Source organism: Nocardioides sp. BP30 (genome assembly GCF_029873215.1).
Taxonomy (GTDB): domain Bacteria; phylum Actinomycetota; class Actinomycetes; order Propionibacteriales; family Nocardioidaceae; genus Nocardioides.
This window is the reverse complement of the sequence record NZ_CP123620.1, coordinates 100,950-115,132: the sequence shown is the minus strand read 5'-3', so window position 1 is coordinate 115,132 and position 14,183 is coordinate 100,950. Positions and strand designations below refer to the sequence as shown.

Annotated in this window: 13 protein-coding genes, 1 tRNA gene and 1 pseudogene; 5 read left to right on the top strand and 10 right to left on the bottom strand. The window is 69.7% G+C overall.

The genetic code is table 11. The annotated features are described in order from the left end of the window. The first annotated feature begins 38 nt into the window (after window positions 1-38). Window positions 39-464 carry an MSMEG_6728 family protein gene (locus P5P86_RS00505; protein ID WP_280611296.1) on the top strand — a complete coding sequence of 142 codons (426 nt, stop codon included), beginning with the start codon at window positions 39-41 and terminating at the stop codon, window positions 462-464. Here P5P86_RS00505 and P5P86_RS00500 read toward each other — a convergent pair. From P5P86_RS00500 to P5P86_RS00475, 6 genes and pseudogenes are all read right to left on the bottom strand, one after another. After that, complete coding sequence (locus P5P86_RS00500; RefSeq protein ID WP_280609312.1) at window positions 455-1,378, bottom strand: oxidoreductase; 924 nt, start codon at window positions 1,376-1,378, stop codon at window positions 455-457. The genes P5P86_RS00505 and P5P86_RS00500 overlap by 10 nt on opposite strands. Before the next feature lie 25 nt (window positions 1,379-1,403). After that, window positions 1,404-2,006 carry a LysE/ArgO family amino acid transporter gene (locus P5P86_RS00495; protein WP_280609311.1) on the bottom strand — a complete coding sequence of 201 codons (603 nt, stop codon included), beginning with the start codon at window positions 2,004-2,006 and terminating at the stop codon, window positions 1,404-1,406. A gap of 44 nt (window positions 2,007-2,050) precedes the next feature. Continuing rightward, window positions 2,051-3,427 (bottom strand): family 43 glycosylhydrolase, encoded by a 1,377-nt coding sequence (locus P5P86_RS00490; protein WP_280609310.1) that lies wholly within the window; start codon window positions 3,425-3,427, stop codon window positions 2,051-2,053. Between the two features lie 172 nt (window positions 3,428-3,599). Further along, a complete protein-coding gene (locus P5P86_RS00485; protein ID WP_280609309.1) occupies window positions 3,600-5,471 on the bottom strand; it encodes an acyl-CoA dehydrogenase in 1,872 nt (623 codons plus the stop codon). A gap of 170 nt (window positions 5,472-5,641) precedes the next feature. After that, window positions 5,642-6,274, bottom strand: a complete 633-nt coding sequence (locus tag P5P86_RS00480) for a DUF2461 domain-containing protein (protein ID WP_280609308.1) — start codon at window positions 6,272-6,274, stop codon at window positions 5,642-5,644. A gap of 558 nt (window positions 6,275-6,832) precedes the next feature. Further along, a pseudogene (locus P5P86_RS00475) lies at window positions 6,833-7,290 on the bottom strand (transposase family protein); the annotation flags it as partial. Between the two features lie 301 nt (window positions 7,291-7,591). Between P5P86_RS00475 and P5P86_RS00470 the strand changes: the two are divergent. Both P5P86_RS00470 and P5P86_RS00465 read left to right on the top strand, forming a co-directional pair. Then, window positions 7,592-8,272, top strand: a complete 681-nt coding sequence (locus tag P5P86_RS00470) for a hypothetical protein (protein ID WP_280609307.1) — start codon at window positions 7,592-7,594, stop codon at window positions 8,270-8,272. Window positions 8,273-8,330: 58 nt separating this feature from the next. Continuing rightward, complete coding sequence (locus P5P86_RS00465) at window positions 8,331-8,741, top strand: hypothetical protein (protein ID WP_280609306.1); 411 nt, start codon at window positions 8,331-8,333, stop codon at window positions 8,739-8,741. Here the strand turns inward: P5P86_RS00465 and P5P86_RS00460 are convergent. The 4 genes from P5P86_RS00460 to P5P86_RS00445 all read right to left on the bottom strand — a co-directional run bounded on the left by P5P86_RS00460 (window position 8,722) and on the right by P5P86_RS00445 (window position 12,362). After that, window positions 8,722-9,885, bottom strand: coding sequence for a hypothetical protein (locus tag P5P86_RS00460; protein WP_280609305.1), 1,164 nt, complete (start codon window positions 9,883-9,885; stop codon window positions 8,722-8,724). The two genes, P5P86_RS00465 and P5P86_RS00460, sit on opposite strands and share 20 nt — an antisense overlap. Then, window positions 9,885-11,213: a C39 family peptidase gene (locus P5P86_RS00455; RefSeq protein ID WP_280609304.1), complete on the bottom strand. Its 1,329-nt coding sequence runs from the start codon at window positions 11,211-11,213 to the stop codon at window positions 9,885-9,887. Before P5P86_RS00455 ends, P5P86_RS00460 begins: the two co-directional genes overlap by 1 nt. A 257-nt stretch (window positions 11,214-11,470) precedes the next feature. Further along, window positions 11,471-11,546 (bottom strand) — tRNA-Gly (locus tag P5P86_RS00450). A gap of 33 nt (window positions 11,547-11,579) precedes the next feature. Beyond that, window positions 11,580-12,362: an SGNH/GDSL hydrolase family protein gene (locus P5P86_RS00445; RefSeq protein WP_280609303.1), complete on the bottom strand. Its 783-nt coding sequence runs from the start codon at window positions 12,360-12,362 to the stop codon at window positions 11,580-11,582. 69 nt (window positions 12,363-12,431) lie between these two features. Between P5P86_RS00445 and dcd the strand changes: the two genes are divergently transcribed. After that, window positions 12,432-13,007 carry a dCTP deaminase gene (gene dcd / locus P5P86_RS00440; protein ID WP_280609302.1) on the top strand — a complete coding sequence of 192 codons (576 nt, stop codon included), beginning with the start codon at window positions 12,432-12,434 and terminating at the stop codon, window positions 13,005-13,007. 113 nt (window positions 13,008-13,120) lie between these two features. Further along, entirely contained in the window at window positions 13,121-14,164 is a 1,044-nt protein-coding gene (locus P5P86_RS00435) for an iron-siderophore ABC transporter substrate-binding protein (protein WP_280609301.1), read from the top strand. Window positions 14,165-14,183 lie beyond the last annotated feature (19 nt).

The window sequence follows — 14,183 nt, the reverse complement described above, 5'->3', positions numbered from 1 at the left end:
GTGCAGACCTTCCTGCCCTACCCCGACTTCGAGCGCACCTGGCCGTCCTCGACCGCAAGCGCCTGGGCAAGCAGCGTGTCGAGACGATCCAGGTCGTCCGCGGCCTGGTCCGGCCCGGCTACGGCTGGCGTCACCATCCGGCGGTGACGATGTGGTCGGGCTGGCTGGAGGCGCTCGGCTGCTATGGGCTGGTCTGTGCGCGGACCTGGGTGGCGGCCGGGTTCGCCGACACCTGCGCCGAGACGATCCGCGCGGACCTGGCGGCTGCCGGCGTCACGCGCGTGCGTGACCAGGCCGAGCTGGCCGAGGCCGGCGAGCTGCCCGGCTGGCTGGGCGATCCGGCGTTCCACCGCAGTCACCGCTCGGCGCTGCTGCGCAAGGACCCCGACCACTACGGGCCGCTGTTCACCGACGTGCCCGACGACCTGCCCTACGTCTGGCCGCCGGGGCGCGGTCAGGGGTAGGAGAGCCCGGTGGTGCGCTGCGAGAGCTCCCAGAGCCGACGCTGCGCCTCCTCGTCGTGGGAGAGCGCGGACGAGCCGACCACCTGGGGAGCGCCCTGCGTCTCGGCCAGTCCCGACGGCCCGACGTAGGTGCCTCCGGGCAGGTCCGCGGTCGCCGCCATCAGGGTGGGCCAGGCGCCTTGCGCGGGCTTCTGCGAGACGACCGGATAGGCCACGTCGGCGATCCGCGACAGCGGCCCGAAGGAGCCGCCGTTGCTGATCAGGTGACTGCTCACCAGGCCGGGATGCGCCGCGAGCGCGCTGACCGGCAGCCCGGCCGCGCGCAGGCGACGGTCGAGCTCGTAGGTGAACAACAGGTTGGCCAGCTTGGTCTGGAAGTAGGTCGGCCAGCGCAGGTAGCGACCCTTCTCCCGCGGGTCGCCCAGCGGCGCCCGGGGCGCGAGCCGGTGCCCGATGCTCGCCACCGTGACCACGCGACTGCTCGCCTGCGGCGAGGCAGCCGCCACCAGCGAGGGCAGCAGCAGCCCTGTCAGCAGGAACGGCCCGAGGTGGTTGGTGGCCAGCTGCAGCTCCAGACCGTCGCCGGTCCGGCGGTACGGCGTGGCCATCACCCCGGCGTTGTTGACGAGCCGGTCGATGGGGCCGAGCTCGGCGATCGCCGCTGCGGCGGTGCGTACCGAGGAGAGGTCGCTGAGGTCGAGGACGACCTGCTCCAGGCGGGCCTCGGGCACCTCGCCGTGGATGCCTCTCGCCGCGTCGTCGAGCTTGCCCTCGGAGCGGCCTGCGAGCACCACCCGGGCACCGTGCCTGGCCAGCTCCAGGGCCGTCTCGTAGCCGATCCCTCCGCGGGAGGGGCCGGTCACCACGGCCGTCAGGCCGCTCAGGTCGCCGAGGTCGGCGGTCGTCCAGGTCATAGCTCCCAACCTAGGTGGGTCCCGGTCAGCCCAGCGCGAGCTTGACCGCGATCAGCAGCATGGTCAGCCCGATGAGCACCTCGAGCACCTGCCACGCGCGCGGCAGCGCCAGCACCGGTGCAGCCAGCCGGGCACCGAAGCCGAGCGCGGAGAACCACACGATGCTCGCCAGCCCGGCGCCGACGGCGAACCACCATCGCTGGCCGTGGTAGCCCTGCGCGATCGAGCCGAGCAGCAGCACCGTGTCGAGGTAGACGTGCGGGTTGAGCCAGGTCAGCGCCACCACCCGGGCCAGCACCCGGCCGCGGCTGTCCTGGCGTGCCTCGGCGGCCGCGGCCAGCGACTCCGCGTGCCGGGCCCTGCGCAGCGAGCCGACGGCGTACCAGACCAGGAAGGCGACCCCGAACCAACGCACCACCGTCAGCACCCAGCCGGCGTGCGCCACGATGGCGCCGATCCCGCTGACGCCCGCCGCGATCAGGATCAGGTCGGAGAGGGCGCACACCGCCACCACCGGTCCGATGTGCGAACGCAGGAGGCCCTGGCGCAGCACGTACGCGTTCTGAGCGCCGATCGCGACGATGAGGGTGAGACCGGCGAGCAGGCCGGCCGCCGAGGCTTGCAGCACCCGGGGAGATTACCGGTGGTCGCCCGCCCCCGAGCACGGACCGGTCAGTGCTTGGAGCCCTTCAGGTACTTCTTCACGTACGGCGCCCCGTTGGCGAAGCCGAGCTTGACGGCGTACAGCGCGCGCACGGGGTGCTTGCGCTCGTACTTGCGGCCGTAGGCCCAGAAGTGCGCCCCGCACGGCTTGTAGCTGCGGTTGCAGGTCCAGGCCTCGAAGTACATGGTGGTCTTCTTCGGCTGCACCAGCACGTCGGCGCCGCCGGGACCGCACAGCTTGTGGGTGCTCTTGCGGGTGAGCAGGCTGTGCGCCGGCGATCCGCTCCAGTCGTGCAGCGACCCCGAGGCGCGCCACACCGTGGCATAGCTGCACCGCGAGTAGTCGCCGTAGGAGTTGAACAGGTAGTAGATGCCGTCGCGCTCGACCATCACCGGGTTCTCCAGCACCCCGGCGTCGTCGACCAGCTCCTCGCTGTAGGCACCCGCCGCAGGGTGCAGCCCGTCGGCGCTGAGCTTCAGGATGCGGATCGAGGAGGGTCGTCCGTCGGTCTTGTAGAGCAGGTACGGCGTGCCGTCGCTGTCGAGGAAGAACGACGGGTCGATGGCGCCGATCACGTTCGGCGGGGTGGCCGGCTTGGTCGGCTTGGCCGACGGGCTCGGGCCGCAGGTGTCGGGATACACCGTCGGGCCGGTCACCGGCGGCGTGCTGGTCGGCGCGCCGGTCGGCGTCGGGGACCCGGTCTGGCTCGGCGACGTCGACGTCGTCGCGCTCGACGTGCTCGACGTGCCCGACGTGGGGCCGGTCGTGGGGCTGGTCGGGACGCTCGTCGTCGGGCTCGCGGCGCTCGACTTGCACTCGGCCCAGGTGCGGCTGGCGGCCGCCTGGCTCTGGACGGCCGAGGTGTACCCGTCCAGGACCGACTGGTCGATGACGCGGTCCCCGGCGGTCGGGACGCTCTTGAACGTGCTCGGGCAGACCAGCGGCGCCGTACCTACCGGGACGAACGTGCCCTTGGCGCTGCTCGAGGTCGCCACACCGATGCACCGGCTGGTGCCGGTCTTGCCCTTGACCGGTGCGGCGAAGTAGAGGACGTACCGCGAGCCGACCTTCTCCATGTCGGCGGCCCAGATGTCACCGCCGCCGACCTTCGCCCAGCTTGGCAGGTTCGGCAGTGCGGAGGACTTCCACTTCCACACCTTGCCGTTCTTCGACAGCGCCCTGTTCACCTTCGCGCCGGTCGCGATCACGACGTAGTTCTTCGTCGTCTTGACCACGCTCGGGTCGCCCACGGTGTGCTTCCAGTCGAGCGGGACCGGGCGGATCGCCACGGCCGCGGGTACGGCGCAGGTGAGCAGGACCGCCACCGTCACGAGGACCCGTCGCGCGCGACGACCGGGACGTGGGCGGGAGGGAACGAGCTGCATGAATTCGACTCCGAGACGGCTGAAGGAGTCTTGAGGCTAACCGCGGCCGGCGGCCGGCGCGGTCATTCGGGCTGTGAATCGGATGTGAGTCGTGGGGCTGAAGAGACGTGCGCCGAGCCTGTCGAGGAGACCTCGACAGGCTCAGCGCACGTGTTGCGGGGTTGGCGCTCGCTCAGAAGGCGCTCTCGTCGAGCTCCATGATCGAGTTGTCGATCGCCTCGGCGATGGCCCGCTCTGCGGACAACTTCGGCAGGTTGTAGGAGGCGAAGAACTTCGCCGCCGCGACCTTGCCGGTGTAGAAGTCCTTGTCCTTGCCGGGGTCCCCGGCGAGCTTCTCCAACGCCACCTCGGCCTGGCGCAGCAGCAGCCAGCCGCAGACCACGTCGCCGACGGCCATCAGCAGGCGGCTGGTGTTCTGGGCGACCTTGTAGATGTTGCTGATCTCCTCCTGGGAGGACATCAGGTCGTTGAACATGTGGCCGGCGATGGCGTTGACGTCCTCGAGAGCGCTGGTGAGCAGCGCGCGGCTCTCCTTCAGCTCGGCGTTGCCCTCGGCCTCCAGGAACGCCTTGATCTCACCGGCGATGTGACCGAGGGCCTGACCCTGGTTCTTCACGATCTTGCGGAAGAAGAAGTCCTGACCCTGGATCGCCGTGGTGCCCTCGTAGATCGAGTCGATCTTCGCGTCGCGGACGTACTGCTCGAGCGGGTAGTCCTGCAGGAAGCCCGAGCCGCCGAAGGTCTGCAGACCCTCGGTGCCGAGCAGGGTCCACGACCGCTCCGAGCCGTACCCCTTCACGATCGGCAGCAGCAGGTCGTTGACCGCCTCGGCCAGCGTGAGCCTCTCGGCGTCACCCTCGCCTGCCAGGCGTGCTGCCTGCACCTCGTCCTGCCAGGTGGCGGTGTAGATCACCAGGGCGCGCATCGCCTCGGCGAAGGACTTCTGGACGAGCAGCGAGCGACGTACGTCGGGGTGGTGGGTGATCGTGACGCGCGGAGCGTCCTTGGCCGAGTCGGTCAGGTCGGCGCCCTGGACGCGGCTCTTGGCGTACTCGAGCGCGTTGAGGTAGCCGGTGGACAGGGTCGCGATCGCCTTGGTGCCGACCATCATGCGGGCGTTCTCGATGACGTCGAACATCTGCCGGATGCCGTCGTGCACCTCACCCAGCAGCCAGCCGCGGGCCGGCTCGCCGCCGCCGACCTGCGGGTCGCCGAAGGTGACCTCGCAGGTGTTGGAGACCTTGATGCCCATCTTGTGCTCGACGTTGGTGACGTAGGCACCGTTGCGCTCGCCGGTCAGCTCACCGGTCTCGATGTCGAAGTGGTACTTCGGCACCAGGAACAGCGACAGGCCCTTGGTGCCCGGGCCGCCGACGCCGTCGACGCCGCGGGGGCGGGCGAGCACCAGGTGCATGATGTTCTCCTGGAGGTCGGACTCGGCGCTGGTGATGAAGCGCTTGACGCCCGAGATGTTCCAGGTGCCGTCGCCGTTGTCGGTGGCGAAGGTCTTGCCGGCGCCGACGTCGGAGCCGGCGTCGGGCTCGGTCAGCACCATGGTCGCGCCCCAGAGCCGCTCGACCATGTGCTTGGCGATCTTGAGGTCGCGCTCGACGCCGTTGGCGTTCTTGTGCACGACCGAGGCGAAGAAGGGGCCGGCGGCGTACATCCAGATGGGCGCGTTGGCGCCCAGGATGAACTCGGCGGAGGACCAGATCAGGCTCGGCGGCGCGTCCTGGCCACCGAGGGCGGCGGGCGTCTGGATCGCCCACATCCCCGAGTCCATCCAGGCGTCGTAGGACTTCTTGAAGCTGGCCGTGACCGGCGCGGAGTTGGTTGTCGGGTCGAAGACCGGCGGATTGCGGTCGCTGTCCTCGTAGGAGGCGGCGAGGTCCTCGCGCGAGATCCGCTCGATCTCGCTGAGGAGCTCCTTGGCGGTCTCAGCGTCGATCTCGGCGAACGGGCCGGCGCCGTAGACCTTCTCGCGACCGAACACCTCGAAGAGGTTGAACTCCACGTCGCGCAGGTTGCTCTTGTAGTGGCTCACTGCTCCACCTTCTGTCTCGGGGGTCACTCGGCTACTGGCCGGTAACTTCAATGATAGGAAGGCGTCCCCTCCGAGGCAACACCGGGGTTACCGGAGAGTTCACCGATGTGGCGGGCGGCACAGAACGGTGTCGTGGCAGGACCCACCCGAGGCCAGCCGGCGCTGCCCGGTCAGGCGTTCGCGTTGCGCTGGATCCAGTCCACCGTCGGCCGGATCGCCTGCCAGTCGGCGCGCACCAGCTCCAGCAGCTCGGCGGTGTGGATGACGGGTTCGAAGCCGATCATCCGGCCGATGGTGAGCGACTTGTGCCGCAGCAGCTCGATGCGGGGGTGCTCCTTGTCGAAGCCCCGCGGCGAGGTCTTGAGCCGCTCGCCGCCGAGCTCGTAGCCGGAGCCGGTGACCTCGGCGAGCAGCCGCTCGAGCTCGGCGCCGTACTGGTCGTGGACGATCGCGGCGCGGAAGGCCGCCAGCCGGCCCGGGTTGAACCAGTAGCAGCCGCCGCCGGTGCGCACTCCGCGCGGGGACACCTCGACGTAGAAGCCCGTCTCGGGGGCGACGGCGACGAAGGCACCCTGGTGCGTCTTGTACGGCGTCTTGTCCTTCGCGAACCGCACGTCGCGATAGGGCCGGAACACCTTCGCCGTGCCGAACTCCGGCTCCAGGGCGCCGGTCAGCGCCTTCATCGGGGCGAGCACGGACTCGGCGTAGACGTGCTTGTGCGCCTCCCAGAACGACCGGGTGTTGTCCATCTCCAGGTCGTCGTAGAAGTCCAGCGCCGCGACCGGGATGCCCTCGAACGTCATGCCGCCATCGTCTCAGAGCGCTCGTGGGGACCGTCGGTGAGCAACGCGCCCGTCCTCGACCTCACCGGAGACGACCGCTGCCGGGTTGGTCTCGAGGACCACGACCTTCACGGCCACGATGAACGAGCGACCTGTCAGCCGATCGGCCGCGTCGCTTGGTCCCCTCGGAATCGGTGGCGCCCTCACACCATCAGCTACCTGAGTCGGCCGACGCTCGCGCTGTTCGAGACCGCGTGAAACCCGACCAGATCGCGCTCACGTATGACCTCGGAGGCCGCGGCCCGCGTGCAGCAAGCTCATGTTGTGGACGGCTGGACCCCGGAGACGGCTGCCCGGTTCGCTAGCTCTGACAAGCGTTCGGTTAAGTCGAGAAAAGCTGACTTCCCGAAGTGACATTTGCGGAGGGAACACTGTCGGCCGCAAGTAAACTGCGTGCTCTTCCCGCCAAGGCCGGGGCGGCGCCGGCGTGAGCGGAGTTGCCGGCTCTTCCGGTGTGAGCTGGTGGTGGGGACTGCTGCACGATCGGGTTACAGGGTGACCTGACCCACCGTTCGGGTTCTAGACGCGGTAGCCCAGCGCGGAGTGCCGACGCTGACGGCTGTGGAGATCTCGATGTGTTCGAAGATCGCGTTTGCCAACTCGACTCTGGTCCTGCGATCCAAAAGCTCGACCTGCATCGAGGACCAGAAGCTCCATCATCGTATTGTCCAGGCCGTCGCCGACGGTTCCGAACGAGGGCAGCAGCCCGGCTGAGCGGAACTTCTCGCCGAGGACACACGAGGTGAACTGGGTGCCGCGGTCCGTGGACGATCCCTCCGGGCTCGGCCGACGGTTGCGGATGACCACGTCGAGCACCGGTGCGCGGTACAGCCACCCCTCTCAGGTTCCGTGCTGCGTGATATCGATGACCCGCAACTCGTTGGACCCAGCCGATGGAACTTGTGGTTCACCAGATCGTCGGCAGTGACGACATCACGCAGCCACGTGATGCGCGTAGGGCCGGGCAAGCCGCAGATTTACCGGCCTGGTTCCTCAGCAGCGACGCGGTGCGCTCGCACACCGTGATGCCCATACGGTGTCCGGCGGTGGATCTCTGCTCTGGGGCGGCAACGACCGACATCCTGCGGCAAAGCGCTGTCGGGCGGGCCGAGGGTCGGCGCATCGCCCTATGTCGAAGGCGGCCCGACGGCCGCGGCCTCCCCCGACGAACGGTCGGGCGAGTGCCTGAAAAATTCTTCCCAGCACCCCATCCGGTCGAACGCCCCGCTCCGAATGCAGGGAGATGTGCATCACATCCGGCTAGCGAAGGAGAAGGCTATGAAGAAGGTCGGACGCACCAACCTGCGGCTCTTGGCGGCAGCGACGGCGATGGCCGTCGCGGGCGGCGTGGGAGCCGTGGTCTCTGCCTCGGCGGATCCGCCGAGCAACGCGATGAGCATGGGTCATGGCGTCGACGAGTTCGGCATGACCAAGGCGTTCTACGACGGCAAGGCCCTCAGCTTCACCTACAGCAAGGGCTACTTCTGTGACACCTCGGTGTCCTCGGCGGCGACCTCGGGCTGTGAGGTCGGGGCCAAGGCCAACAACAAGCCGGCCAAGCGGGTCGAGCCGCTCTTCATCACCGTGCCGCTCGGTTTCACGGTGAAGAAGTCGAAGATGGACTGCCCCGACGGGCTCGTCTGCGTCGACCACCCCGGAACGATCGACCTGACCCGGATCGAGCCGGCGCTCAAGCCGCTCTACCCGAAGCTGACCGACGCCCAGCTGACCGCCGCGCTGCAGAACGCGGCGACGCCGGGTCACCAGCACTTCATCACCACCCGCGCGCACGGCAAGCGGATCTGGTGGGACGTCAAGGTCGTCGGCGTCACCAAGAAGTCCGAGTACAACAAGATCACCGCCCACCGCTCGGCCGCCTTCCTGAAGAAGGAGATCAAGGCCGGCCGGACCACCGCGGCGATCCCGACCAACCTGTTCCTGTTCTTCTCAGTGAAGTGAGAGCTCCGGGGTGGGCGCGTGGCGGCGCGCCCACCCCGGTAGGGAAGCGAGCCTCGTCATGATTCGTTCCGCACTGCACAGCCCGGACCGCGCCGCAGCGGTCCTGGCCCTGCTGGTCACCTCCGGCACGCACGTGCCGCTGATCCGCGAGCACCTCCAAGAGGCGCCGTACGTCGGGTGGCTCTTCATCGCACTCAGCGTGGTGGCGGTGCTGCTCGCCGTCGCCCTGGTCGTCGCCGACACGCCGGCGGTCTGGGCCATGACGGGGGTCGTGGGCGCCGCCTCGGTGCTCGCGTTCCTGGTCTCGCGCACCGTCGGGCTGCCCCAGATCCACGACGACATCGGCAACTGGTCGGAGTCGCTGGGCTATCCCGCCATCACCGCGGAGGCGATCGCCACCGTGGCAGCGGTGCTGACGCTTCGTCGCGCAGCCCGGCAGCGAGCCGCGCTCACGACACGGTCGCGCTGAACTGTCGGTCGCCGCTGTCGCCGGAGTCCACGATGCTCAACACGTGGCCGGCGCACAGCGGCTGGCCGAGGAAGCCCTTCGCCTGGTAGGCCAGCGTGAGGTGCGAGCCGTCCCAGCGCATCAGTGCTGCCGGCGTCGCGCCCGCCGCGTCCCGCGCCCAGTAGGCCGCCGCGCCGCACACGGTGAGCGTGCTGTTCACGCCGAGGCCGAGGTCGACCATGCCGGTGGCGGTGGAGGCGTAGACGTGCACCTGCTGGTACCGGTGCTCGTTCGGCACCACCGACCAGACCCGGGTCGCCGCCTGCCCCGTCCCCAGGACCGCTCCCTCGGCTCCCTTGCACCGTGGCACGTCCGCGTACGGCGAGGTCTGCGTGCCGCTGACCGTCACCACCGTGCGGCACGAGGGCTGCTGGTCGTCGAAGGTCATCATCGAAGTCTGGCCGTCGGCGGCCAGGACGTTGGTGAAGCCGTGCCGGGCCGGCGCGCACCAGCCGAGCGTCGAGGTCATCGTGGTGACGTCGGTGGCCGCCAGGCAGTAGGCGCCGGCGTGGTCGGTCGCGTGCCACAGGGTGGTGCCGTCCAGCGACCAGGAGCCGTCGGTCGACGGCGGCAGGTCGCTGGTCTTGTCGAGGGTGGTCACCTTCCCGCCGGCGAGTGCGGTGATGACAGCGCGCTGCCGCTTGTTGCCGTCGGGGTCGCTGTAGACCACGACAGCCGTGGTGTCCGACAGCTGGGTGTCGGTCACCTCCAGGCCGGCGGGAGCGCTGGTCCGCTTCGCCGAGCCAGACTCCGCCGAGGTGCGACCCAGCGACCACCAGTCGCCCTGCTGGCCGACGGTCAGCGTCCAGGTGCCGTTGGTGGAGACGGTGTCGCCGGCGGCGCCTGGCAGCGCCTTCCAGTGCAGCGGTGCCGAGGTGGCGGTGGCAGTGGTCGTTCCGGTCGCCGCCGGCTGGGTAGGAGAGGCGGGTGCGCTCGTCGTCGCAGCACTCGGCGTACCGGAGGGGCTGCTGGACGCGAGCGAGGGCTGCTCGCCCGGCGAGGCGGCGTCACCCGGCTGGTCGTCGGCCTTCGTGCAGCCGGCGGCCGTGGCCGCGAGCACGACCAGCGCGCAGCTGGCCACCGCTCCTCGTCGGAGGCCTCGCATCAGACGCCGATGTTGTGGAACGCGTTCGCCTTGACCGCGCTCAGCTCACGGTCGACCGGCAACCACTGCACCCGCGAGATGTAGGGCTCCGAGGGGTGGAACCGCTGCTGGTTCCACGGCTCGTAGTAGCCGATCTCCTGGGTGTGGGTGGTCTTCGTGGTCCGGTAGCCGCGGCCGACCTGGAAGTGGCCGCTGCCGCTGTGGTCCAGGTAGGGGAAGTAGCGGGTGAGCAGCTGCGGGTGCAGGATGATCGGCGCCTTGTACTGCGCGATGTGCTTCTGCAGCAGCGCCCAGAACTGTGCGGTGGTGAAGCTCTTCACGTCGAGGGTGACATAGGGGCCGGCGAGGGTGTCCCAGCCGGTGTTGTGGTTCGTCACCCGGACCATGTCCGAGATCGCGGTGCCGGCGCTGGTGGTGCCGAGCTTGGCGGCCCAGTGTGCGGCGCCCTTGTCCTTCTGCTTCCAGCCCCAGGCGATCATCTGCATCGAGGTCGGCCCGCACCAGTAGGTGCGGACCTGCTCGGCGGTCTGCTTGTTCTTCAGGATCTTGGCCTTGACCGGGTACGTCGTCGGCACGGACGCGGCGACCGACGTGCTGGCGACAGCCGTCGGTGCGGCGCTGGTGGCGACGGCGGCGAGGGTCGTGCTGGGCTTCACCGTCGGCAGCTTGGACGGCGTGGCGCTGGGCGTGGTGGCAGCGACCCGGCCGGCGCCGACGGTGACGCGGGCCTCCGGATGTGCGGCCAGGAATCCGGCCGGCAGCGGCGTGCCCTGGATCTCGTTGCGGATCATCCACACCTTGGCCACCGAGCGGGCGGCCTGGGTGAGCTCCGCTCGCTCGGCCTTGGCGCGTGCCTTCGGGCTCATCTTCGCCAGTCGCGCGAGCGCTGCCTTCGGCGAGAGGTCCCCGGTCTGGCGCAGCTTCTTCTGCCGCTGTGCCGTACGGCGCGCCGCCGGCGGGGCGACCTCGGTGGCGACCCGGGCCTGCACGCTGGCCTGGTCGTCCTGGGTCCAGCCCTCACCCAGGCAGTAGGTCTGGCCCTCGAGGTCGGCGCACTGCGTCAGCGTGCTCGCGGCGCGGGCGGTGATCCGGCCGTGCTGCCGGGGCAGCGAGGTGGTCGCCGCGACCGCCCGGTCGATCTCCTGGCGCATCGCGGGCGTCACGGCGCCGTACCCGACGGCGGCGGCCTCGCGCGGCGCGAACGTGGGCTGCTCGCCCGACGGGCTGATGGCGCCGTGGTCGCCGCTGCCGCGGGGGATGAACGGCGCGGCGGCGAGCAGCAGCACGAGTGCGCCGGCGGCGACGGTGCGGGGACGAGGGCGGTGCATGGCGTACTCCGAGAGGCTGGGGGAAGGTGCCTGGTCGGTCGAGAAGGGGACTTCTCGACGCTCCACTATCGGCCGGATTCACAAATGTCGCAACTGCCACATGTGTCACACAGGTATCCCGCAGGCAGTGCTCAGGAACCGGGCACGGTGACCGATGGGGAGGGATGGATGAGGCGGCCGCGCCTGCTGGGTGTGGGGCGCGGGAGGGAGCGGCGAGGCGTCGCGCTCGAGCACTTACGGGGCCCTTCCGGGCCTGTTGGAGCGGATGACGAGACTCGAACTCGCGACATCGACCTTGGGAAGGTCGCGCTCTACCAACTGAGCTACATCCGCAGGCGACCCGTAGGACGGATCGCGGTGAGGATGCTACCCCACCCGCCCGGCAGGGTGGTGCAGTGGCGTCAGTACGGGGTACTTCGGGCTGACGCCGTCGCCCGAGGAGCGGCCGGTCAGGCGCCGCTTCACCCAGGGCGCGAGGTGGGTGCGCGCCCAGGCCAGGTCGGCGGCGCGCTGCTCGCGGGCGGTCAGCTCGGCGACCACCGGAGGTGGCAGCTCCTGCAGGTCGTGCTCGACGCCGAGCGCGTCGAGGGTGGCGATGGCGATCGCCTGGTGGCCGACGGCGTTGAGGTGCAGCCGGTCCGCGTCGAGCACCTCGGCGACCTTCCAGCCGCGCATCCGCCACATGTCGACGACCGTCGCGCCGTGCTTGTCGGCGATCTCGCGCACCCACTCGTTGAAGATGGCGGTGCGGCCGCGGATCACCTTGAGCACGGGGTTGAGGCCGGGGTCGGCGACGGTGAACATGACGACCCGGGCACCGGTGGCCGACAGCACGCCGATCGCCTCGTCGTACGCCGCGGCGAGCTCGTCGACGTCGACGCTGGGCCGCAGCACGTCGTTGCCGCCGCCGTGGATGCTGATCAGGTCGGGCCGCAGCGCCAGCGCGGGCTCGACCTGCTCGGCCAGGATCTGCGGCAGCTTGCGCCCGCGGATCGCGAGGTTGGCGTAGCCGAAGTCGGGCTCGTGGGTCGCGAGCACGTCGGCGACCCGGTCCGCCCATCCGCGCACGCCGTTGGGTCGGGTGGGATCCGGGTCCCCGACGCCCTCGGTGAAGGAGTCGCCCAGTGCCACGAACCGCTTGAAACCCATGGTCCTCATTGTGCGAGATGCCTCGTGCGCGCGAACACACAGGGGCGGGCGAGCGGCTAGGTTGGCCCCGTGCTGCTGAGCGACAAGGACATCCTGGCCCAGATCGACGACGGGCGGATCGTGCTCGACCCCTGGGAGCAGGCCATGCTCCAACCCTCGAGCATCGACGTCCGGCTCGACCGGTTCTTCCGCGTCTTCGACAACCACAAGTACGCCACCATCGACCCGGCGGTCGACCAGTCCGACCTGACTCGCCGGGTCGAGACCGAGGGGGACGACCCGTTCATCCTGCACCCGGGGGAGTTCGTGCTCGGCTCGACGTACGAGGCCGTCACCCTGCCCGACGACATCGCCGCCCGGGTGGAGGGCAAGTCCTCGCTGGGCCGGTTGGGTCTGCTCACCCACGCCACCGCCGGCTTCGTGGACCCGGGCTTCTCCGGCCACGTGACGCTCGAGCTGGCCAATGTCGCGACGCTCCCCATCAAGCTCTACCCGGGCATGAAGATCGGCCAGTTCTGCTTCTTCCGGCTGACCTCGCCGAGCGAGCACCCGTACGGCTCGGAGAAGTACGGCAGCCGTTACCAGGGCCAGCGCGGTCCGACGGCGTCGCGAAGCTTCCAGAACTTCCACCGCACCGCCATCTGAGCACGGTCCGGCGTCCGGCACACGAGGGGCCGTGGACAGGGGCTTGTTAAGGCAAGCCTAACTATGGTTAGGCTGTCCTCACTAAGGCTCCCCTCACCAGATTAGGCTCCGCTGTGCTCCGTCGTACCTTCGGCATCGCCGCCGCCACCACGCTCGCCGCTGCCGCTCTCACCGCCTGCTCGACCGGCTCGACCGAGACCGACTCGGCCGACACCGTCGGGACCGGCTCCTCGGCGAGCGCCGGCGCTCAGGCGAGCGCCTTCCCCGTGACGATCGACAACGCCAACTTCGGCGCCGTGACGATCGACAAGCAGCCCACCCGCGTGGCAGCCCTCGGCTCCCAGGACGGTGACAACCTCCTCGCCCTCGGCATCGTCCCGGTGGGCGTCACCAAGATCACCTGGGGTGGGGACGGCAAGGGCTCCACCCCGTGGTTCGAGGACAAGCTGGCCGAGCTCGGCGGCACCATGCCCGCCCAGTACGACGACAGCGACAGCGTGCCGATCGACGAGATCGCCAAGGTCGCTCCCGACCTGATCCTGGCGACCAACTACAGCCTGACCAAGCAGCAGTACAGCCAGCTCTCCAAGATCGCGCCGGTCATCGCCTACCCCGGTGCGCCCTGGACCACGAGCTGGCAGGACAGCCTCACCCTCGACGCCAAGGCGCTCGGCCTGGAGTCGCAGGGCCAGCAGGTCCTCGCCCGGACCGAGCAGGACGTCGCCGACGCGAAGGCCGCCAACCCCGAGCTGGCCGGCAAGACCTTCATCTGGGGCGCGCTGGAGACCACCGATCTGTCCAGCGTCTCCTACTACACCCCCGAGGACGGCCGGCCGGAGTTCCTGACCTCGCTGGGCATGGTCAACGCGCCGATCATCGAGAAGCTGTCGAAGAAGGGCCAGTTCTACGGCACGGTCTCGGCCGAGCGGTACGCCGACCTCAGGTCCGACGTCTTCCTCACCTACGGCGAGAAGGCCGCCGACGCTCAGACCTTCAGCAACGACAAGCTGATCGGCCAGATCCCGGCGATCAAGGCCGGCCACCTGGCGACGTTCCTGGCCGACGCGACGGCGCTGGCCGGCAGCTCGCCCGACGTGCTCGCGATCCCCTATGCGATCGACCACTTCGTCCCGAAGGTCGTCGAAGCCCTTCAGTGATCTGAGCTCGACGTGTCCT